The organism is Mycobacterium sp. 29Ha, assembly GCF_032883055.1.
In the GTDB taxonomy this organism is placed as follows: Bacteria; Actinomycetota; Actinomycetes; order Mycobacteriales; family Mycobacteriaceae; genus Mycobacterium; species Mycobacterium gallinarum.
In genome coordinates this window covers 95,068-114,143 of the sequence record NZ_JAMQTI010000023.1, presented here as the reverse complement: position 1 = coordinate 114,143, position 19,076 = coordinate 95,068, and the positions used below count along the sequence as shown (strand labels likewise).

General features: G+C 61.5%; 19 protein-coding genes and 1 pseudogene. 3 read left to right on the top strand and 17 right to left on the bottom strand.

Annotation, left to right across the window (positions count from 1 at the left end):
- The 9 genes and pseudogenes from M1248_RS25375 to M1248_RS25335 all read right to left on the bottom strand — a co-directional run.
- Window positions 1-133: pseudogene (locus M1248_RS25375) on the bottom strand (glyoxalase); the annotation flags it as partial.
- 18 nt (window positions 134-151) lie between these two features.
- A complete protein-coding gene (locus M1248_RS25370; RefSeq protein ID WP_317150077.1) occupies window positions 152-1,156 on the bottom strand; it encodes a dihydrodipicolinate synthase family protein in 1,005 nt (334 codons plus the stop codon).
- A gap of 18 nt (window positions 1,157-1,174) precedes the next feature.
- Window positions 1,175-2,260 carry a cupin domain-containing protein gene (locus M1248_RS25365; protein WP_014211441.1) on the bottom strand — a complete coding sequence of 362 codons (1,086 nt, stop codon included), beginning with the start codon at window positions 2,258-2,260 and terminating at the stop codon, window positions 1,175-1,177.
- A 551-nt stretch (window positions 2,261-2,811) separates the two neighbouring features.
- A complete protein-coding gene (locus tag M1248_RS25360) occupies window positions 2,812-4,053 on the bottom strand; it encodes an NAD(P)/FAD-dependent oxidoreductase (protein WP_317150076.1) in 1,242 nt (413 codons plus the stop codon).
- Window positions 4,050-4,250 (bottom strand): ferredoxin, encoded by a 201-nt coding sequence (locus M1248_RS25355; RefSeq protein ID WP_014211439.1) that lies wholly within the window; start codon window positions 4,248-4,250, stop codon window positions 4,050-4,052. The genes M1248_RS25360 and M1248_RS25355 overlap by 4 nt, the downstream gene beginning before the upstream one ends.
- 28 nt (window positions 4,251-4,278) lie before the next feature.
- Window positions 4,279-5,082, bottom strand: coding sequence for a 3-(cis-5,6-dihydroxycyclohexa-1,3-dien-1-yl)propanoate dehydrogenase (gene hcaB / locus M1248_RS25350; protein WP_083128707.1), 804 nt, complete (start codon window positions 5,080-5,082; stop codon window positions 4,279-4,281).
- Entirely contained in the window at window positions 5,079-5,384 is a 306-nt protein-coding gene (locus tag M1248_RS25345; RefSeq protein ID WP_083128705.1) for a hypothetical protein, read from the bottom strand. Before M1248_RS25345 ends, hcaB begins: the two co-directional genes overlap by 4 nt.
- On the bottom strand, window positions 5,381-5,977 hold the full coding sequence (locus M1248_RS25340; protein ID WP_317150075.1) for a 3-phenylpropionate/cinnamic acid dioxygenase subunit beta: 597 nt from the start codon (window positions 5,975-5,977) through the stop codon (window positions 5,381-5,383). Before M1248_RS25340 ends, M1248_RS25345 begins: the two co-directional genes overlap by 4 nt.
- Complete coding sequence (locus tag M1248_RS25335; RefSeq protein ID WP_083128740.1) at window positions 5,974-7,428, bottom strand: aromatic ring-hydroxylating dioxygenase subunit alpha; 1,455 nt, start codon at window positions 7,426-7,428, stop codon at window positions 5,974-5,976. Before M1248_RS25335 ends, M1248_RS25340 begins: the two co-directional genes overlap by 4 nt.
- 532 nt (window positions 7,429-7,960) lie before the next feature.
- Here M1248_RS25335 and M1248_RS25330 point away from each other — a divergent pair.
- Both M1248_RS25330 and M1248_RS25325 read left to right on the top strand, forming a co-directional pair.
- Complete coding sequence (locus M1248_RS25330) at window positions 7,961-8,761, top strand: IclR family transcriptional regulator (protein WP_163687432.1); 801 nt, start codon at window positions 7,961-7,963, stop codon at window positions 8,759-8,761.
- Entirely contained in the window at window positions 8,761-9,264 is a 504-nt protein-coding gene (locus M1248_RS25325; protein WP_083128701.1) for a hypothetical protein, read from the top strand. Before M1248_RS25330 ends, M1248_RS25325 begins: the two co-directional genes overlap by 1 nt.
- A 288-nt stretch (window positions 9,265-9,552) precedes the next feature.
- Here the strand turns inward: M1248_RS25325 and M1248_RS25320 are convergent, their stop codons facing one another.
- The 6 genes from M1248_RS25320 to M1248_RS25295 all read right to left on the bottom strand — a co-directional run bounded on the left by M1248_RS25320 (window position 9,553) and on the right by M1248_RS25295 (window position 16,054).
- On the bottom strand, window positions 9,553-10,356 hold the full coding sequence (locus M1248_RS25320) for a 2-keto-4-pentenoate hydratase (protein WP_317150081.1): 804 nt from the start codon (window positions 10,354-10,356) through the stop codon (window positions 9,553-9,555).
- An 88-nt stretch (window positions 10,357-10,444) separates the two neighbouring features.
- The gene (locus M1248_RS25315) at window positions 10,445-11,896 is read right to left on the bottom strand and encodes an aldehyde dehydrogenase family protein (RefSeq protein ID WP_317150074.1); all 1,452 of its coding nucleotides are present in this window, start codon (window positions 11,894-11,896) and stop codon (window positions 10,445-10,447) included.
- Window positions 11,893-13,104: a cytochrome P450 gene (locus tag M1248_RS25310; protein ID WP_317150073.1), complete on the bottom strand. Its 1,212-nt coding sequence runs from the start codon at window positions 13,102-13,104 to the stop codon at window positions 11,893-11,895. Before M1248_RS25310 ends, M1248_RS25315 begins: the two co-directional genes overlap by 4 nt.
- 78 nt (window positions 13,105-13,182) lie before the next feature.
- Window positions 13,183-14,238 carry an amidohydrolase family protein gene (locus M1248_RS25305; protein WP_317150072.1) on the bottom strand — a complete coding sequence of 352 codons (1,056 nt, stop codon included), beginning with the start codon at window positions 14,236-14,238 and terminating at the stop codon, window positions 13,183-13,185.
- Window positions 14,235-14,927, bottom strand: a complete 693-nt coding sequence (locus M1248_RS25300; RefSeq protein ID WP_317150071.1) for a 4-carboxy-4-hydroxy-2-oxoadipate aldolase/oxaloacetate decarboxylase — start codon at window positions 14,925-14,927, stop codon at window positions 14,235-14,237. The genes M1248_RS25305 and M1248_RS25300 overlap by 4 nt, the downstream gene beginning before the upstream one ends.
- Before the next feature lie 2 nt (window positions 14,928-14,929).
- Complete coding sequence (locus M1248_RS25295) at window positions 14,930-16,054, bottom strand: zinc-dependent alcohol dehydrogenase (RefSeq protein WP_163736683.1); 1,125 nt, start codon at window positions 16,052-16,054, stop codon at window positions 14,930-14,932.
- A gap of 372 nt (window positions 16,055-16,426) precedes the next feature.
- Between M1248_RS25295 and M1248_RS25290 the strand changes: the two genes are divergently transcribed.
- Entirely contained in the window at window positions 16,427-17,350 is a 924-nt protein-coding gene (locus tag M1248_RS25290) for an ABC transporter substrate-binding protein (protein WP_163736680.1), read from the top strand.
- On the opposite strand, the gene M1248_RS25285 is transcribed toward M1248_RS25290, so the two are convergent.
- Together M1248_RS25285 and M1248_RS25280 are read right to left on the bottom strand one after the other, a co-directional pair.
- Window positions 17,325-18,584, bottom strand: a complete 1,260-nt coding sequence (locus tag M1248_RS25285) for an NAD(P)/FAD-dependent oxidoreductase (RefSeq protein ID WP_317150070.1) — start codon at window positions 18,582-18,584, stop codon at window positions 17,325-17,327. The two genes, M1248_RS25290 and M1248_RS25285, sit on opposite strands and share 26 nt — an antisense overlap.
- 17 nt (window positions 18,585-18,601) lie before the next feature.
- Complete coding sequence (locus M1248_RS25280) at window positions 18,602-18,925, bottom strand: 2Fe-2S iron-sulfur cluster-binding protein (protein WP_083128677.1); 324 nt, start codon at window positions 18,923-18,925, stop codon at window positions 18,602-18,604.
- Window positions 18,926-19,076 lie beyond the last annotated feature (151 nt).

Genomic DNA, 19,076 nt, shown 5'->3' with positions numbered 1-19,076 from the left:
CATCGATCCGCAACAGAACCGACCCACTGGCCGCCTCCACCGCCTCCATCCCCAATACCTCCGGACCGAACTCCAACCACTCCTTCGCATCCGGAGACTCCACACCCACATAACCCAACGCCTTCACCAACATGTGCTGTCCTCAGGCGATTCAGTGGTTCGAGACGGCAAGTGACGCATAGCGCTGCTGGAGTGCGGCCCAGTTCTTGCCGGCCTCGCGCCCGCCAGCCAAATAGGACTCCGGCACTTCGGTGTACGGCGGTCGGGTGGGCCCCGTGCGCATAAAACCGGCCGCCTGGAATTGGGCGTTGTCGATCTGGATGCTGTACTTGAGGAATTCAGCGAAGTTGCCGCCGGGGTAGAGCGTCTCGAGAGCGGCCTCGAGTTCGTCGGTGAGCGTTTGGCAGTCTTCCCAGCGGCGGGCTCGGATTAAGTCGCGCAAGTGGGTTACCGGCGCAGGACCGCAGGCCACATTGCCCGACCAGCAGGCGGTGACCTCCTCTGGGAATAGCCGGGCAAAGTAGTACCAGTCGGTCTCAAGCGGCAGTAGCCGCACACGACCGCCGACGGCGCGGAGGTCGGAGAGGAAGGCGGAGCCACTGAGCAGTCCGAGATGCTTGGCAGCGACAACCTGTGGTATCTGGCTAAGCGCCTCGTATGCGGGGGTCCCGATCTTTCCCTTGAAGGCGCCCGGGTTGTCGTAGACCACCAGTGCCAGGTTCGGCACTGCCTCGGCCACATCGCGATAGAAGCGCACAATTCCGGCGTCGTCGAGGGGCAGCCACATCGGACGACCGACGAACAAACCGTCGGCGCCGAGCTCGCCGAGCCGACGACCTCGAGTGATCGTATCGCGGGTGTTTAGCGTCGTCGCTCCAGCGAAAACCGGGATTCGCCCCGCGACGGCATCGACGACGGTGGCGACGAAGCTTTGCAACTCGTCCCATGTCAGCGAGGCACACTCGCCGAAGGTGCCTGTGGTCATAAGCACGTCGACCCCGCCGCGGACCATCGAGTCGGCAAGCGTCGCCGCCTCGTCGAGGTCCACGGAGAATGATGTGTCGGGCTGGTCGGCCGTCGGGATGGAGGGCGTAGGAATGATGCCGACGACCCCGGTGATGTCATCAACGGTCAACTTCGTGTCAGGCACAGGCATTGCCTTTCTGGTGAAACGTCAGCGGGCTCGGAGGTTGGCGGGTACTGGGGGAAACGGGTGCGCCCCCAATGACAGCTCGGGCTCTTCGTAGTACAGATCGAGTGCCTTGAGCGTGGGGATGTCGTTGACCGAGAACAGCACGGCATCTTCCGTCGACCGGTTGACGAAGTGATGGGTGCTCCAGTTAGGCACCGCGAAACTGTCGTGGGGCCCCCAGTCAAGCTCCACGTCGTCGACGACCGTCGTTCCTTCGCCACGCACGACGAAATAAACGGCACTCGACGTGTGGCGATGGGCGTCGGTCCGCTGGCCGGGCCGCAGCAATTGCACCCAACAATCGAGCGTTGGCATGGTCGATCCGCCTGTGACGGGGTTGGCATACCGCAGGACGACGCCGTCGTAGGGACTGCCCGCAAGGCCCGCCATCCGCTGGAGCTGCCGCTCGACGTCGCGCCAGGGATAGCGGAACGGAAAGTTCGCCGTCTTGACCTGCTCCCACGCAGGGCGCAGCAGGCCCCCGCGGTCGGCGAGATGCTCTCCCGGCTCGTCGCGTTGAGGTTGGCGCTTCTCGCCGTAGGACTCATAGAAGGGAACATTGAGCCCGAGCACCAATCCGATATCGAGCACGTCGAGCCAAACGACGTTCTCCGAGGTGGCGTTCTCGTGGTCGTGCCACGTCCAGCGAGGGGTTAAGACAAGGTCGTAGTCCTCCATTTGGCACGGCTCGCCGTCCACCACAGTAATCAGGCCGGGGCCGCCTTGAATAGCGAACCGCAGCGCTGCCATGGTATGGCGGTGCGCATAGGCAATCTCGCCGGGCTTGAGCATCTGCATGCCCATGTTCATGGTGTGCGTGGTTCCCCGGGCATCCGGATTGATGAACGAGAGATTGCGTCGCGCCGTCAAACTTTCGGGCATCACGTCGCACGACTTCAGAAGCTTCGCGTGAACATCGTGCCATCGCCACAGAAAGGGAACACCGGCGGGCTTGGGGCCGCCGACGACGCTTTCCAGCATTTCGTCGTATATCCATTGCCCACGTAAGTTGACAGCCTCGAGCTCGACGTCGAATTCGCGGAGCTCTGAAGTCTCGGCGGTGGACATTAGCTACCTTCTCTGGTTGGCAGAATGACACTCTGTCAATTAGAGATTATCGGCACCCGCCGGTTGCGTCAATACCGCACGGGCCGCACTGAGCTGACCTCTTGGGTCAGTACCCCTAACGGGGCGAAAGGTCGAGTTATGCAGCACGCTAGACGAATTCACCGACTCCGCCGCCATCCAGGTCATCCGGTGCCGCAATTCGTGGTGGTCGCGGGTGCTCCCGGATGGACTTGCGACCGTGTTCGTTGAGCTGCTCGCGCGCCGATCTGCGGAAAGACTATCTCTCTTCAGCCAGCACGTCGGCGGCCCCCGCGCCGACTCGCGCCAGCTCCGCTAGTCATCTCGGATCGGTACACAACGTAATGAGGACACAGTTGGCGCTGGGAGCAACTCGAGATCGGGTGAGGCGAGATAACGGCAAGGTGTTGATCTTGAGGGCCGTTTTCCCCGCTGGTGAGACGTTGTCGAATTAAGATTGCGACGCCGCAGCGAGCATCTTCGGTTCACGTCAGTGCCACGTCTGATGCGGCGGCCAACCACGTGTGGCCGCACTATGGTGATCGCGTCGCGGCGGTGTCGGGTGGGTTCGTCAACAATTCGAGCCTCCCCCGCACACTTTCGAGATCGCTGCCGGCCAGCAGTGCACGCCTGCACTCGATCAGTGCTCGAGGCCAGTTCACGACCGCGGCGCCGCTCAGACGTTGCTCGCCATCGGGGTAGAGCGCTGTGAATCGATTGTCCGACAATCGATCTCCGACGACGAGTGGCTCACTTAGGTGAGTTGTTTGGCCGCAAAACTGGATCTTCCAGTCGTACTGGTCGCTCCATACGTACTCGACGGGCTCGTAGCAGCGCAGATCGTCGGGGTGCGAGATATTGTGCGCGACGCAAGAGGCCTGGTCGACCGCGTTTGTCCAGTGTTCGATGCGCATCATCACGCCGCGGGCGCGATGAAACCAACGCGACACGTCGCCGACTGCGTAGACGTTTTCTGACGTGACGGCACGACAGAACTCGTCGCAGACCAGGCCGTCATCGACGGCCAGTCCCGACGGCATCAGCCAGCCGTCGTTCGGCACGGCGCCGATGCCCACCACCACCGTGTCGGCTTCCACGACGGTCCCGTCCGTGAGGCCGACCTCCAAGTTGCCGCGCTCCCCCTCAATATTCTCGACACCGACGCCGAATCGCGTGTGCACTCCGTGGTCTCGGTGCAAATCGACGAACCACCCACCGATCTCTTCGGTAAGCACCCGGCTCATCGGCACCGGCACCGGGTCGACAACCGTCACTTGCAGCCCCAGTGACCGCGCGGTTGACGCGACCTCGGCCCCAATAAATCCTGCCCCGATCACCACGAGGCGGGCACCGGCAACGAGGTCGGCCCTTAGCCGCAGACAGTCCTCTAGGGTGCGTAGCACATGAACGCCCGGTCCCTGGCCCCACGGGGATGGTCGCGCGCTCGCTCCGGTGGCCACCACCAGGTGGTCGTAGTGCAGGGGCTCATCATCGGCGAACTCAACCTCGCACGCTGCGACATCCACTCCGATCGCGCGGCGGCCGAGGCGAAGCTCGATGGCGTCGGCGGCGGCAGCGTCTCTGGTGAGTAACGTCGCAGCCGCGATGTCACTCGTACCCGCAAGCAACGCTTTGGATAGCGGCGGTTTGTCGTAGGGCAGTGCAGTTTCCTCGCCCACGAGGACGATGTCGCCGTCGTAGCCTTCCGATCGCAGCGCCTGGGCCGTGCGGACCCCGCCGACAGAACTGCCGACGATGACGACCCGTGACGTCATTCGTCTACGACTTCCAACGCTGCCACCGGACAGCTGCGCGCAGCCTCCTCGACCCGGGTCCTGTCCGCGGAAGGGACCTCCGTCTTCCGGACCAACACGAGTCCCCGGTCGTCGATGTCGAAGTAGTCCTCGGCGGCTACGACACAGTTCGCGTATCCCTGACATACCGCGTGGTTAGCCTTTATGACTCCGTCCATGTGCTTTCCTTCCCAATGTTCGTCGGGTTCAATTGCGCTGGGGTGCAGGTCCGAGGCCGAAACCGCCGTCGGGGCGGATCGTTTCGCCGGTAAGCCCGCGGGAGCGGTGCGAAGCGAGAAAGACGTAACTCCACGCGTGGTCGTGACCCGATAGGGCCACGTTGAGCGGTGTGCGAGCAGCCAATTCGCGGGCCCGGTCGGGTGCAGCATCCAGACGGCGGGCGCCAAGGTCGAGACTGTCGAGTCCGCGCAGGTCGGTGTTCAACGTTCCCCCTGGGGCAACACCGTTCACACGGATCCTCGGCGCGAGTTCGTGAGCCAGTGCGGTGACGAGGCCACGCACCGCGAACTTCGACGCGACATACAGCAGGCCGCCACGTCCTGGATAAAATGATGAAGCGGACTCGGTGAGGATGATCGAGGCGCCGTCCTGGCCCATCAATGCCGGCACTGCAGCCTTGACTGAGTGGATATGACTCAGGACGTTGATACGAAACATCTCGTCGAACGCCTTGTCGATTCGCTCGGGGGGGATGTCCTGAAGACGACGGTAGAAATCGAAGATCCCCACGCAGTTCACCAATGTGTCGAGTCCGCCGAACGCGTCGGCAGCGACCTGCACAGCTTCGTCGTTGGCGGTGTGGGTGGTCCCATCACCCTCGATTACCGGGATGTCGGGCAGCTGATGGCGCAGCGCCGAGCACTTATCGCTGTCGTACTCGAGCACGGCGACCTGGGCATCCTCGTTCAGGAACGCGTCGACGGTGGCCCGACCGATACCCGAACCTCCGCCGACGATCAATGCGCGTTTGCCCGCCAGCCAGCCAGTCATACCTCGTCGCCCAGAATCAAGGGAGTCCCTGCGTTCCCCACCATGGCCGCTAAGGTGGCTGGGTTCTGCCAGGTCAACGCCTCGATCTCCAAGGCATCCAGCGACACCCACTGCGCCGATTTTGGCGCCTGAATCAACAGCCGAGCTCCGTTGCGAGTGGTCACTCGGCGCACGACGACCTCTGCGAACTCGTTGGCGATGTTAAGTGCATCGCCGGTCGCCCCGGCCAGCAGCGTAGCCAGTTCCTCGCACGCCGATTGTGGTGGTGACTGCGCGCCCTCGCCGGGTCGATTCGAGCTCATAGGAATACCGCCAGATTCTGCATTCGAAGCACTGATTCATCGACGGCGATTGTGCGCCGGGCGAGTTTGAGGGCGTTGCCATCGCGACGTAGGAGATCCTCACGACCGCATGAAAGGAGCGTGGACTCATTGACGTCGCCGCGGCTGCGGAACAACAACTCAGCGCTGTCGACCGCGAGGTAGTCGGCGTCGTCGGTGAGGAATGTGCGCACGTTGGTGATGAAGTGACGCAGGCGCGACGGCGGATCCTCAGTCCAGGCGTGCTCGGTGGCGAATCGCGCAACCCGACGACTGAGTGAGTATTTGTTCTCGTCGAAATGCGCCATTCCTGCTGAGCTATCGAATCCGGCGCCGGCGGCGGTGGTGATCCGCACCGGCATGTAATAGTGAATGTCCTCGGTAAGAACACCCAGCCACCTGTCGTAGTCTTGGGCATCGAGAAGGTACGCCTCGTTGACGAGGAAGCGATGCGCCTCCAGATGGCGAGAATCGTCGAACGGCAAGGCTTCCCCCACACGTTGGGCGCGGGCTGCGTGCGCACCAAGTACCGATGGGGCCATGGGTCGACCAGTGCGCTGATCCTCGACGGTCACAGCATCACCGACGTCGGAGCCGACTCCGAGTCGATACCGGCAACGGCCCGGCCATTGGTCTGCACCATTGGCTCAATACCTTGCGGGTTGTCGGTGAGCACAGTAGCCGGGTCGACTCGCAGCGGCGGCATGTCGAGGTAGTCAGCCCAGAGCCTCAATAATTGCCGTTGATTGTTCTCGTTGTAACCGAGCTGAGCGTATCCAGGCCCGTGAAACTGAGCGCTGCTTAGGGTGTCGACCACCCGGGCATCGTCTGCGAGCAGCCCCATCCGGCTGTTCAGCCGCAGTCGGCGGGCCATCGAACCCCCCGCGGTGTTGGTCAGCGACACCCAATTCTCGACATCGTCTTGTTCGAACATTCCCGTCGAGCCGAAACACATCAAATAAGCCTTGTATGAGGCCGCCTTAAACGCTTCCGGGGCATCAGAATCCACCGCAAACCAGGACAGCACTTCAGTCTCGTTCTCGCTAATGGGCTGCCATACTCGAATCGAAATGAACGGCAAGACGTGCTCGCCGTCCTCGACTTTCGGCCAGTTGTGCACGAAGCTGATGTTCGGAAAGCACGTCGCCGCCGAGATCATGAACCCATCGGCGCCCACCACCTGTCGCTGCTGCTCGGTCCAGGTCGCCTTGGCACGACTGATCATTTCCGCCGGGTAGCCGACATAGCTCATCCGGTCTTCGAAACTCCCCTCAGGCAGCTTGTATGTGGTCCCCCCACCTCTGCCCGCCCAATAGGTTGCGCCGTCTTTGCGCTTGTGAGCCTTCGGCTCTCGGAACAGGCCGATCTCGACCACCGACGTGTGCGTCTGCGGCGTGTGGTACATGTCCCCGGCGAAATTCTCAGCTGCGATCTTCCAGTTCGCTTTTACCCGCCAACGCTGGGGACCCTGCACCTCGAGACCGTTGGGGCCCTGCTTGGTGTAGAAATCGAGATAGAACCTGAAATCACCCAGGTAATCTTCAAGCGATTCTGCGTCAGGATCCATCGACAGGAAGATCAACCCGTTGTAACTGGCCACACTCGGCGCTGGCAACAGGGTCTGACCCGCCTTGTTGAACCCCGCCTCCCCTCCGTAGGCCTCTTGGTGAAAAGGCAGTCCGATAATGCGGCCGTCGTTGCGGTAAGACCACCCGTGGTAAGGGCATCTGAAATTCGACGCGTTCCCCATCTCCGCCCGACAAATCTGCATACCGCGATGGAGGCACATATTGAACATCACCCGGACCTCGCCTGCAGAATCACGAGCGACGATGAACGAATCCTGTAGCACTTGCCTGACCACGTAGTCGCCCGGCTGCGGAATTTCGGACTCGTGCGCGACGAACAACCACGCCCGACTGAACAGCCGCTCCTTTTCGAGCGAGAAAATCTGCTTGTCGTTGTACACGTGCGCCGGAATCATGCCAGTGCGTACTGCCGCCAACACCTCACCGTGATCCTGCATCTTCAACTCCATGACTCAGCGACGGGACCCAATCCTCGACTGAGGCGCCTTCACTGTTATGTAGAACACGACTCTGTCTAGCAGAGAGTATGCCGTCAATTTGCCGGTGTAGTCAACCGGCCTCGCTGAGCTGTCGAACTGTCGCGCAGCCCGCTTCGTTGCCTTCGACGAAACGTCCACAACGGCATTCACCGCCCGAGGCAGTATGTCTTCCTTGCCCACGCGATTTGCGACGAGTGGGCACAGGGCCCGTAACGAAAACGACCGGCCCGGTACTGCTGCGCACGGGCAGGCATGCGTGGGATGCCAGCAGCTGTCAGCGGTACTGGCCGAGCAGATTTCGTCGGAGATTTTGCGCCGCCTACGGATTGGACTGGTCACCGACGACGACGCCGCGGGAAGCAAGTCTGCGGACCGCCCGGGCCGACGGCGGTGCCAGATGTTGTGCGGTGAGGCGACATTACGCCGCCGATGCCTGAGCGTCGCGATTCTTCGAGCTGCATTCGGCTTTCACCGCGGTAAGGTCTCTGTCATGCAGAAACCTCCTGTCGCGGGCATGGAGCATGACAGCACCGGAAAGCTCCCGCAATATCCGATCGAGTCTGTCGACAATGCTCTTCGCCTAATCCTCCTCCTCGGAGACCGCTCTGAGATCCGGCTCACTGACGCCAGCGAGTACCTGCAGGTCGCTTCGTCGACCGCGCATCGCCTGTTATCCATGCTTCAGTACCGCGGTTTTGTCCGCCAAGATCCGATCAGCAGGGCATACCAGCCCGGACCGTCCTTGACGAACGTGGCGTTCGCTGTGCACTCCAGGATGGACATACCGCGCACCGCCGCGCCGATTCTGCGCCACCTCGCGGAGACGTTGCAAGAAACCGTGCACGTAGGAACGTTGGACGGCAGACTCGTTCGCTTCATCGCGGCACTCGAAAGCCCTTCTGCTGTTCGAGTGATTTCGCGTTTGGGTACTACACGTGCTGCCCATTGCACGTCGACAGGTAAAGTCCTACTCGCCGGACTATCCGATGACGAGCTTGACCAGTTGTATCCCGACCCACATTTGGAGCCACTCACCGAGCATTCCGTGCGTACCCTCACCGAACTGCGCGCTCAATTGGCAGAGGTCAGAAAGAGTGGGTTTGCGACCAGCAACCAGGAAAGTGAGGAAGGCGTCGCGTCTGTTGCCGTGGCCGTACCCGTAGGAGGTTCCCAGATGAGGCTGGCACTCAATGCGTCAGCGCCCAGTTATCGATTCGGGCCCTCAGATATCCGCAAAGCTCGCACTGCCCTAACAGACGCCGCCGCCGAGCTAGCCCGCAATCTCGGCTGATGACGTCCAAAAAAGTGGAAGCCGACAGTGAAATGCTCAGCGGCGCCCCAGATTTGCCTGGCTTCATTGCCACCCTCGACGCGTTCCTAAGCATGGAGAAGCAACGGAATGCCGAACCGATGTTCGCGGCGGTCCTCACCGACGACTTTCAGATCGGTTTTCGTGGTGGTTACCAGTGGAAAGGCCGCGATGGTCTGCAGACGTACCTTGACCAACGGGCCGGGATCTTCGACGAACGCCTGGAACTGCGCCACGTACTTTCCTACATCCCGGCGAAGGAGGGTGTGGTCGAGCTGACGACCCATCTTGAGTTCTACTTTCGACGCTGGAAAGCACCCTCGTTGGTCAGCGAAGAATTCACCGGGTCGGCCTTTCGCACGTGGCTGATTCGCATAGCTGACAACGAGATGCGCGTGAAGCAGGTGATTATCGATGGATTTGCCAATCTCAACGAAAACGCACGGGCGGTGTTTGCCATCCCAGGTGAAGGGTTCGACGAATAAGCGCTACAGCGACGAAGGCGGTAGACGTCCACCGACGCCGAGGCGCACGATCAAACCTCGCTTCTCAATAGCAAGATGTCGATCTCGTCGAAATGAGACATCGCAATCAGGCGCTGTAGGGCCTCACGGGTTATTGGAACACTGACCTCTCCCCCTTGCGACGCCGGCGACCGGGATCGATGCCCACCATCCCGGCGACGTCCAAGTACCGCGGTAATGCGCATTATGTGCTGCATTAGGTCGGTGCCATGTTCCCCGCACGAATGATGGCGACTTTCGCCCTTCCCATCATGCCTCTGAGAACGTGGCGGAAACCGATCCCAGAGGCTCGATCTCCGCTTCGACATGAACGCCGGGCCTGACCGCGGCCATGGGTCCAAGCGCTCCCGAAAGAACGATCTGGCCAGCGCGAAGTGGCTGCCCGTACGCAGCAGCTGTCCTGGCCAACCACATCAATGCAAGGATCGGGTCACCCAGACAGGCCGCCCCAGAGCCCGCTGATACCGGAACGCCATCGGCCGACATTCGCATGACGACGTCCCGGGGCTCGAATTCGTCGATTTCGAGCCGGTTCTCCCCCAGAACGAACAGCCCGCTGGAGGCGTTGTCCGCCACGGTGTCAGCGATACTCAGGTCCCAATTCGCTATGCGGCTGTCCACGATCTCCAGTGCCGCAACGGCGTAGCGAATCGATCTTCGAATTTGATCTTCGCTTGACACGTCTCTGTCGATATCTTCCGCGAGTACGAAGGCGACTTCGGCTTCGACTTTGGGCTGCAACAACTTTCGATAAGGAACGAGCGTCTCGCCGGATGCGTCCATGTCCGCAAATAGGACACCGAAATCCGGTTGGTCGACGCCGAGTTGTTGCTGCACTGAAGGAGCGGTCAGGCCGATCTTTCGACCGATTACCACTCCTCCCGCCGCCACCCGGCGAGCGTTGAGCTCCTGCTGAACCGCATACGCCGAATCAATGTCCTCCGCGCCGATCAGCGTGCGCACCGGTAGTGCTGGTTGCCCTGTCACGAAAGCGGTTTGGATACGGTCTGCGGCAGCTCGGATGATGCTGATATCGCGAACTGTGGTTGTCATATGTGACCTTCCCTTTTTGGCGGCAACGTCATCGACGTTCTGGACAGGGTTGATGGGGTTCGCGCAAGTGTTGCCAGGCAAGCCCTTCTTACTGCCGAGGGCTTTTCGCATGCCGGTCGACGTCGGCCACCCCGGCAATGGACTTGAGTCGAAGATGGGAGGAGATATCGAGCGAGCCGCCGACTCCGCTGTCTTTGTATCCCTCGGCTGGGTCGGAGACACCGTGGCTCCGCGCGTTAATCGAGATGCGCCCGGTATGCATATTGCGCGCCAACGCCGTCGCACGCTCGACGTCACGACTGAACACCGCACCGCCAAGCCCATATGACGAATCATTGGCCATTCGTGTCGCGTCCTCATCTCCGTCATGAGGAACCACGACCAGCACGGGCCCGAATATCTCTTCGCGGAACACGCGCATCGTACGGTCGACGTCGACGATCACCGTGGGCTCGACATAGAAGCCGGTCGCAATGGACGGACGGCCACCTCCGAGGGTCACCCGAGCTCCTTCTGCACGAGCCGAGTCGATGTAGTCCTCGACACGTGCACGCTGCGCCGCGCTGACAAGCGGACCGAAGACTGTCCCTGGATCCAGCGGGTCACCCACCTGAGCACTGGCCAAGCCTGATGTGACGACCTCGAGTACATCGCTGAAGCGTGCGCGAGGCGCAATGACACGCGTGCACGAGTAGCAGACCTGCCCCGCATTCGGCAGGCAGGTGGTGACCAAGTTGTCGGAGAAGAGCTCGAGGTCCGCATCGTCGAGCAACACGGCCGCCGACTTCCCACCCAGCTCCGCTACGACCGGCTTTAACAAATGCCCTGCACGCGAGGCGATTACGCGACCGGCATCCGTGGAACCCGTGAAGGACACCATGTCTATGTTCGGATCGTCAACCACCGCGGACCCTGTCGTGCGGCCACCGGTGACGACGTTGATCACACCGGGAGGGAATCCGACTGCCGCAGCGAGCTCCCCGATGAGCAATGAGTCCAAAGGTGTTTCCTGCGCAGGTTTCACGACGACCGTGCACCCTGCGGCGAGAGCCGGAGCCAGCTTGTGGGCTAATAGTGACTGGGGCGCATTCCACGGGATGATGATCCCGACGACGCCCACCGGTTCACGTCTGACGATGTTCTTCCCGTCGGCACTGGCAACTTCGGGCTCGAACGATTCGGCTTCCTCGGCATAGTGACGGTAGAGAGCTATGGGACGAGTGCCATTGGTACGACGTGACCTCGAGATGACGGCTCCATTCTGGGCCGTCACGAGGTGCGCGATCTCCTCCCGTCGTTCATCGAAACGGTCGGCCAGCGCGGCGATCAGGGCTGCACGATCTTTGGATGGCGCTTCGGCCCACCCCCGCAGCGCGGCGTGCGCCGCCACCGCCGCTGACGCTACATCGGCGGGGCTCCCGTCTGGGACGCTCCCGACCCAGTCCTCGGTGGCCGGATCGGTGAGGTCGATGAAGGCATCGGAATTGGACGTCCGCCAGACACCATCGACATAGATATGGCTGTGGCGACTGCCAATCACGCCGATTCTCCGGAAAGTACTGGATTCTTGACCGCAGCGGGCGTGAAAGTCGCAGGGACACTACGGAATCCACGCAACACGTTGTTGAGCTTGCGGATGGGCTCGCCAATCGTGATCGTCTCGACGCGCTCGATCATCGATTCTAATACCGCTTGGAGCTCGATCCGGGCCAACACCTGACCCGCGCAGGCATGAAGACCGGTTCCAAACGTCAGATGACCCGCGGCGTTTCGGTGAATGTCGAATTTGTCTGGCTCCGGATATTGGCGCTCATCGCGATTGCCGCTTCCATAGATGACAGCAACCCGCTCACCCGCGGCGATCTCAATTCCGCTTACCTCGGCGTCCACCGCTGCGACACGGGAGAAGAGCTGCGCAGGTGCTTCGATCCTCAACACCTCATTCACGACGGCGTTGACCCGGTGGGGTAACCCGCGGAGTTCGTGCCACTGCTCAGGATGCGTCCCGAGCAGCCACACCATCGCCGCAAGCGCATTGACGGTCGTGTCCATCCCCGCCGTAAGGTACGCCGAAAGTAGGTGCAGGCAGTACTCCTCGGGGATGATCCCAGCGTCGGCCGCTTCGTATACCGCGGCACCCATGCTGCCCGGCGCCAGTTGGTCCCTCGTTGCGACGGTGCGGATGTACTCGAACTGCTCTGCGATGTCGGCCAGGCCTGCGGAGGTGCGATCACTTGGCGGCCCAAAGGCGTTGAACGCACCGCTGGCCCAGCGCAGCAACTCCGAGCGAGCATCAACGGGGAGGCCGATCAGCTCTCCGACGACCTCTACGGGAAAGACCTGACTGAAGTCGGTCACCGCATCGAAGGAGCCTCTTCTGGTCATCTCGTCGACAAGCGATTGAGCTCTGGGCCGAATGATCTTCTCCACATTGCGAATTGAGCGAGGCCCCAAACGATCCTGGAGAACACCGCGCAGCATCTCGTGGCGTGGCGGGTCGGACGCGATGACGCTATGTCTACGGACCTCGTTGAACTGATTGTTGAAGCCGACACCTTTGCCGGATATGAATCGCGTGTGGTCAATGAGGACTGCCCGCACGTCGGCATACCGCGCCACCGCGAGCACGCCATTAGCGGTCAGGCGGACGACCGGCCCCAGCTCACGCATGCGGGCGTACGTGGGAAACGGATCACGCAACACCTCGTCGGAGAAGATATCGACGTCGAACTCTGGGATCGTGCTCACCGACTCTCGGCTCCTTCTGTTGTATTGGGTTGCCCCCCGCTTGCCGTGCGAGACCTATCCATGTCGCCCGTCCCCTCATCAGAAGCGGACGTCGGCTACGGCGGATCCGGTGCCGGCGAGATCTTTACTGGCCAAATGCCGGTCCAGCCGGGGATACACCCTGCGCGCGTTACCCTCCACCACTGCGTGGTGTTCTCTCTCACTCAAATCGAGTTCGTTGATGTAGACCAGCGTGTCGTCCCATGCGACACCGGTGTCCGGGTCAACTCCGCGAACCGCGCCGAGCATTTCGGACGCGAAGAGCAGGTTCGCCGGACCGATCACCCGGTGCAGCAGATCGATTCCAGCCTGGTGATAGACGCAAGTGTCGAAGTACACATTTTCGAGGAGTTCGCTTGGGTCTGGTCTGCCCAGCCGAGCCGCCAAGCCGCGGTAACGGCCCCAGTGGTACGGGACGGCGCCACCTCCGTGCGGGATCACAAAGGTCAGCTTCGGAAATCGCTGGAACAAGTCCGACTGCACGAACTGCATGAAAACGCTCGTGTCAGCGTTGAGGTAGTGCGCGCCGAGCGTGTGGAAGTTTGGATTACACGAGATCGAAACATGCACCATCGCAGGCACTTCCAACTCGATCATGGCCTCGTACAGCGGGTACCAGTATTCGTCCGTCATCGGGGGCGACGTCCAGTACCCGGCCGTCGGGTCCGGGTTGACGTTGCACCCGACGAAACCGAGTTCATCCACGCAACGTCGTAGCTCGTCGACCACCGGACGCAGGTCTCCACAAGGTGTCTGTGGCAACTGAGCCACTGGCGCGAAAGCGTCGGGATAAAGTTGCGCCACACGGTGGACCAGGTCGTTGGACGCACGGGCCCACGCGGTGGCGGTGGCCTGGTCCGCTATGTGGTGCTCCATCCCGGAAGCTTTCGGCGAGAACAGCATCAGATCACCACCTCGCTCGCGAAGCACGCGCAGCTGATTGTTCTCGACGCTCTCTCGGAGCTCGTCTTCACCGATCCTCGGCGCTGCCGGTGCCGGCACGCTGGGATTTTCCAACGCCGCGAGCTGTTGGTCACGAAACGCCTGATGCGCCGGCGGTGCCGTGGTGTAGTGACCGTGGATGTCAATGATCACCGCACGGCGTCCTCGTAGTCGACATAGCGCAACCCCGCGCAGGCAAGGTCGGCACGCATGTTGTTGACGTCGAGGCTGAGTTCACCGTGCATGTAACGCTTTCGGTTCTCAGCTTCCTTGGTCTCGCGCAGCTTGGATGCCGCTGCGACGGCAGCGGCCTCTGTGCGGGGGACGACGACGACACCGTCGTCGTCGCCGACCACGACGTCACCCGGTTCGACCCATGCGCCGGCGCACGTGATCCCAATATTGACCGAACCAAGGCGTTTTTTAACCGTCCCCTGTGCTGAGACACATTTTGACCAGACCGGGAACTTCATGGCGGCGAGTTCAGCGACGTCCCGGCATCCGGCGTCGATCATCAGACCACCGACACCCCGGGCCGCGAGTGCCGTGGCCAGCAGTTCACCGAAATACCCATACTCCGAGGGCTCTTCGGGAGCGATCACCAAGACATCGCCTGCCTGACACTGCTCCACCGCCACATGGACCATCCAGTTGTCATCTGACGGGACACTGACAGTCACCGCCGATCCGCAGACCCGTGCACCGGTGTAGATCGGCCTCATGTACGCAGCGAGCAGCCCGGTGCGGCCCTGTGCTTCATGAATGGTCGCAACTCCGAACTGGGCGAGTTCATCCCGCACCGCGGGATGGGCGCGAGGCGGATTGCGGATGACGACAGACACCGTCAAGACTCCCTTCCCAGCCAAGGCATCAGCGAAATGTGGATCACGTCGGCGTCCTCTGTGTCACCAGCCAGCGCTCGGATAGCCCTGTCGACCTGATCGAGCGGGAATTTGTGCGTCGACAGCCGCTCCAGCGGAAACCTGTGCGACGCAAGCTGTTTGAGTGCAAGTTCACACGCGCGGTAACTATGGCCGCGTGCGCTTCTGATCGTGATGGCCTTCTCCGTGAGCTTTTTCACCGGGAAATCAGGGAACGCGGCAAGTTCCCCCTGGATGAGCATTGTGCCCTCACGGCGTTTCAAGGCGTCGATACCGAGCAACACCGGTTCCACACCAGCCCGCGAGGTGCAGTCGAGCACGAAGTCGACGCCGCGCCCGTTGGTCAGATCCATGATCCGGTCGTAGGGAGCTTCTGCGTCGATGTCGATGACCTCGTCTGCACCGAGCTCCAACGCGAGGTCCAGGCGAGCTTTGTCCCGAGAAGCGCCCGTAACGATGATTTGGGACGCGCCGGCTTGCTTGCAAGCCACGACTTGCGACAGTCCCTGCTGGCCCGGCCCTTGAATCAGAACAGTGTCGGCGTAACCGACACCCGCGGCGATCAGTGCCCACTCGATGCCGTTCGACAAGGGAGTAACGAGACCGGCCAGTTCAGCATCGACACTTTCGGGCACCTTGTGTACCACGGCATTCCACGGCAAGTACATGTATTCGGAGAAGCCACCCCACAGCGTTCCGGCGTTGTTGGCTGAGGTGTAACCGTATCTGCGCGCATCGGCGTTCGTTCGCCAGTCCGTTGCCTCGCAGTGGCGGTACTCGCCGATTCGGCACCATTCGCACTGATAGCAACCAACGTAATGCTCGACGAAGATTCGGTCGCCTTCGCCCACACCGTGCAACCGCGTGAACTTCTTTCCCACCGCGGCGATGATGCCGACGTTCTCGTGGCCCATAATCACCGGCTCGTCGAACGGCGGTTTGGAATACATCTTGACATCCGTGCCGCATATCCCCGCGACCTCGACCTTCAGCAGCGCGGAATCATCGGACAGTTCCGGCCGGGGCAACTCCCGCAACTCTGTGGTGTTCGGCGCCGTACGTACAGCAGCCAGAACGCGCTCGACCAACTCATCCTCGCAATCACCTTATGGCACGATGGTCATGCCAATTTACCATCTGCAGCGTCGGCCGCCCTTGCCGGTAACTGCCCGTTTTCCAAGGCGTTGCCACGCCGCCTGTCCTTCGACCCTCGGGAATGATCGTTTCGGCAACACACTCCGCGACACGATCCGGATACGGTGCCTCAGCATCAGCGCGATGTGCTCAAACCCGGCGCCTAAGACTGCCGCGCGCGCCGCAGGGCGATCCGCAAATCGCCTGTTCTGCCGCGGTGATGCTTCCGAATAATGGCATGACTTGCTACTGTCCACAGCGACCGTGACACAATGGTCATGCCAATTTACCAATTTGCTATCCAAGCCGCCAGTGCCCGGAGACTGATGCCCGAAAACCGCCGCGTGCTGACCACGCTGACGCGCTCTCAAGGAGCCAACCAAGCCGTCAAGGACGGCTCGGTAGCTCCTGCAGGATTTCAGCTGAAGTTCGAGGAAATACCCGTGTTGGTCAAGGGGTTCCGCCGAATGGTTCGGCACCTGGAGTTCGACGTCAGCGAGATGGCGCTCACGACCTACCTGACCGCACGTGAACACGGTGTCGCCTTCACCGCCTTACCAGTCTTTCTCGTGCGGGGGTTTCACCACGGGGCCATCCTGTACAACCGGGACTCGACGATCCGACACCCGAAAGACCTCGAAGGCCGGCGGGTCGGCGTCAACCGCGGGTATACCGTCACCACCGGTGTGTGGGCGCGCGGCATTCTCGCCTCGGAATACGACGTCGACCTCGACCGAGTGACTTGGCTGCTTTCCGGCGACGAACACGTGGAGTCGTACGTCCCTCCGTCCAACGTGGTCTCCGCCGGCCCCAGCGCAGACATGGCCGATATGTTGATCGCAGGCGAAATCGATGCGGTCATCGGCGTCGACGTCGACCATCCTGATATCGCGCCGTTGATCGCCGACCCCCACGGTGCCGCAATCACCGCCCTGCGTGATCGTTCGTTTTACCCCATCAATCACCTCATAGTCCTCAAGGACGAGGTGCTGCAGCGCTACCCGGACGCTGCGGCTGCAGTGTACGCAGCATTCAGTAAAGCTAAGGAGCGCTATGTCGCTCGGCTCGCCGACGGACAGGTGACCAGCCCAACCGATCGGATGTACGCCGAGGTGATGAAGACGACGGGCGCAGACCCGCTGCCCTATGGTGTCGAGCTCAACCGGCCAATGCTCGAGCAATTGTTGGACTTCGCACTGGCGCAACACATTTTGAGCCGACCGATCAAGATCGATGACGTATTCGTCTAGCTTCCGCGGGTGCGGGACGGATCAGTTCGCGAAGCGAAACCGAGACATCGCGGGCATCCTGGGCCCGGATTGTGGATCCTTGGGTGAGCACCTTTTGTACTGCCATGTAGTCACCTGGCGCGTTGACGGAGTCAACCGCCATCAAAGCGTCGTCGTGGTAATAGAGCACGGAGAATGACTCACGTTCGGGAGCGCCGCGAACCAAGTAATAGTCGTGTCCCCTCGACAGGCCGGCGATACGAAGCTTGAGATCGAACTGTTCGGACCAGAACCGCGGCACCGGCAGGTCTGACTCCACCCTGCCCGTCAATGTCGCGGCAGCCGCTTTGGCCTGAATTATGGCGTTTTGAACCGACTCCAAGCGCACTTTGCCGCTGCCGGTACGCCAATCGGGTTGAACAGTGCAATCGCCCGCCGCTACGACGTTCGGATTGCTGGTACGTGCGAAGCGGTCGACGACAATGCCACCGTCACAAACAAGATCCAGTTGGTCCGCCAGTTCGGTCCGTGGCACGACTCCGATACCGATAATTACAAGATCTGCGGGAAGGCTGCTGCCGTCTGATAATTCCACCGACTGCACGCGCGCATCCTGCCCGGTCAACGACATTACTTCCGCGTTCAGACGTATGGTGACGCCGCGGCGCGCGTGCGCATCGAGGTAGAAGTCGGAGACCACGGGTGCCACGGCTCGCCCCATCAACCGATCGGCAGCCTCAACAACGGTCACCGTTTTACCTTGGGCACGCGCAACCGCCGCGGCTTCGAGTCCGATGAACCCGCCGCCGACCACGACGACGGATTCTGCTTCGCCCTGGAGCTGTCGCAGCTTCGCGGCGTCATTCGCTGTCCGGAGATAGATCACCCCATCGAGATCGGCGCCCGGCACGGCCAGTCGTCGCGGACTGGCGCCAACAGTCAACGCCAACTTGTCGAACCACAGCGTTTCTCCTGACGCCGTAAGGGCGACTCCTGACGGCCCCTCGCCCTCGAGTTCAAGCCAATTGACAAGCTCACCCGTGAGTACCGAAATGTCCTGGTCGGCCAGATACTTCGGGGCACGGAGTAGTAGCTGTTGGAAGCCGATGCCGCCTTGCAAGTAGGACTTCGACAATGGGGGCCGTTGGTACGGCGCGTGCGGCTCCTCGCCCACTAGTGTTATTGGTCCGCCTTCTCCTGCTTCACGAAGCGAAAGGGCCAGTTGCATTCCTGCTTGACTGGCACCGACGATCAACGTCCCTGCGCTCACCCTCACTGCTCCTCAGGGATGTGAACGATCAGGCCGTCGAGCGACTCGATCATCGTGATCTGACAAGACAATCGGCTGGACTCACGCCGCTCGGCGGCAGCACCGAGTTCGAGCACGTCCTCTTCCATTTCCTCAGGCCCACCAACGTACACAGCGAACTCTTCGTCGACATAGATGTGGCAGGTGGCACAGCTGCAGTTTCCGCCACACTCGCCGACGATGCCGGGGACGCCGCTGCGTACTGCGGCGGCCATGACCGACTCGCCGGGATGCGCGTCCACCACGCGCTGCACACCGTCCAAAGCGATGAAGACAACCTTCGGCATCTAATGCTCCAGTCAAAAGATTAAGGACTGACCATAATACCTTGCGGTTGGCACCTACGGGGTACGGGACGGAAAAGGATGCCCATCGACGCGAACGGCTGTGAATCGCACGCAATCGTGGCGAGCTGCCACAGGGATTTCCGCCGCTGCT

Coding starts and splice junctions, on each gene's coding strand:
- M1248_RS25370 (WP_317150077.1), bottom strand. CDS start 1,156: ATGCCTGTGCCTGACACGAAGTTGACCGTTGATGACATCACCGGGGTC.
- M1248_RS25365 (WP_014211441.1), bottom strand. CDS start 2,260: ATGTCCACCGCCGAGACTTCAGAGCTCCGCGAATTCGACGTCGAGCTC.
- M1248_RS25360 (WP_317150076.1), bottom strand. CDS start 4,053: ATGACGTCACGGGTCGTCATCGTCGGCAGTTCTGTCGGCGGGGTCCGC.
- M1248_RS25355 (WP_014211439.1), bottom strand. CDS start 4,250: ATGGACGGAGTCATAAAGGCTAACCACGCGGTATGTCAGGGATACGCG.
- hcaB (WP_083128707.1), bottom strand. CDS start 5,082: ATGACTGGCTGGCTGGCGGGCAAACGCGCATTGATCGTCGGCGGAGGT.
- M1248_RS25345 (WP_083128705.1), bottom strand. CDS start 5,384: ATGAGCTCGAATCGACCCGGCGAGGGCGCGCAGTCACCACCACAATCG.
- M1248_RS25335 (WP_083128740.1), bottom strand. CDS start 7,428: ATGCAGGATCACGGTGAGGTGTTGGCGGCAGTACGCACTGGCATGATT.
- M1248_RS25330 (WP_163687432.1), top strand. CDS start 7,961: ATGCAGAAACCTCCTGTCGCGGGCATGGAGCATGACAGCACCGGAAAG.
- M1248_RS25325 (WP_083128701.1), top strand. CDS start 8,761: ATGACGTCCAAAAAAGTGGAAGCCGACAGTGAAATGCTCAGCGGCGCC.
- M1248_RS25320 (WP_317150081.1), bottom strand. CDS start 10,356: ATGACAACCACAGTTCGCGATATCAGCATCATCCGAGCTGCCGCAGAC.
- M1248_RS25290 (WP_163736680.1), top strand. CDS start 16,427: ATGCCCGAAAACCGCCGCGTGCTGACCACGCTGACGCGCTCTCAAGGA.
- M1248_RS25280 (WP_083128677.1), bottom strand. CDS start 18,925: ATGCCGAAGGTTGTCTTCATCGCTTTGGACGGTGTGCAGCGCGTGGTG.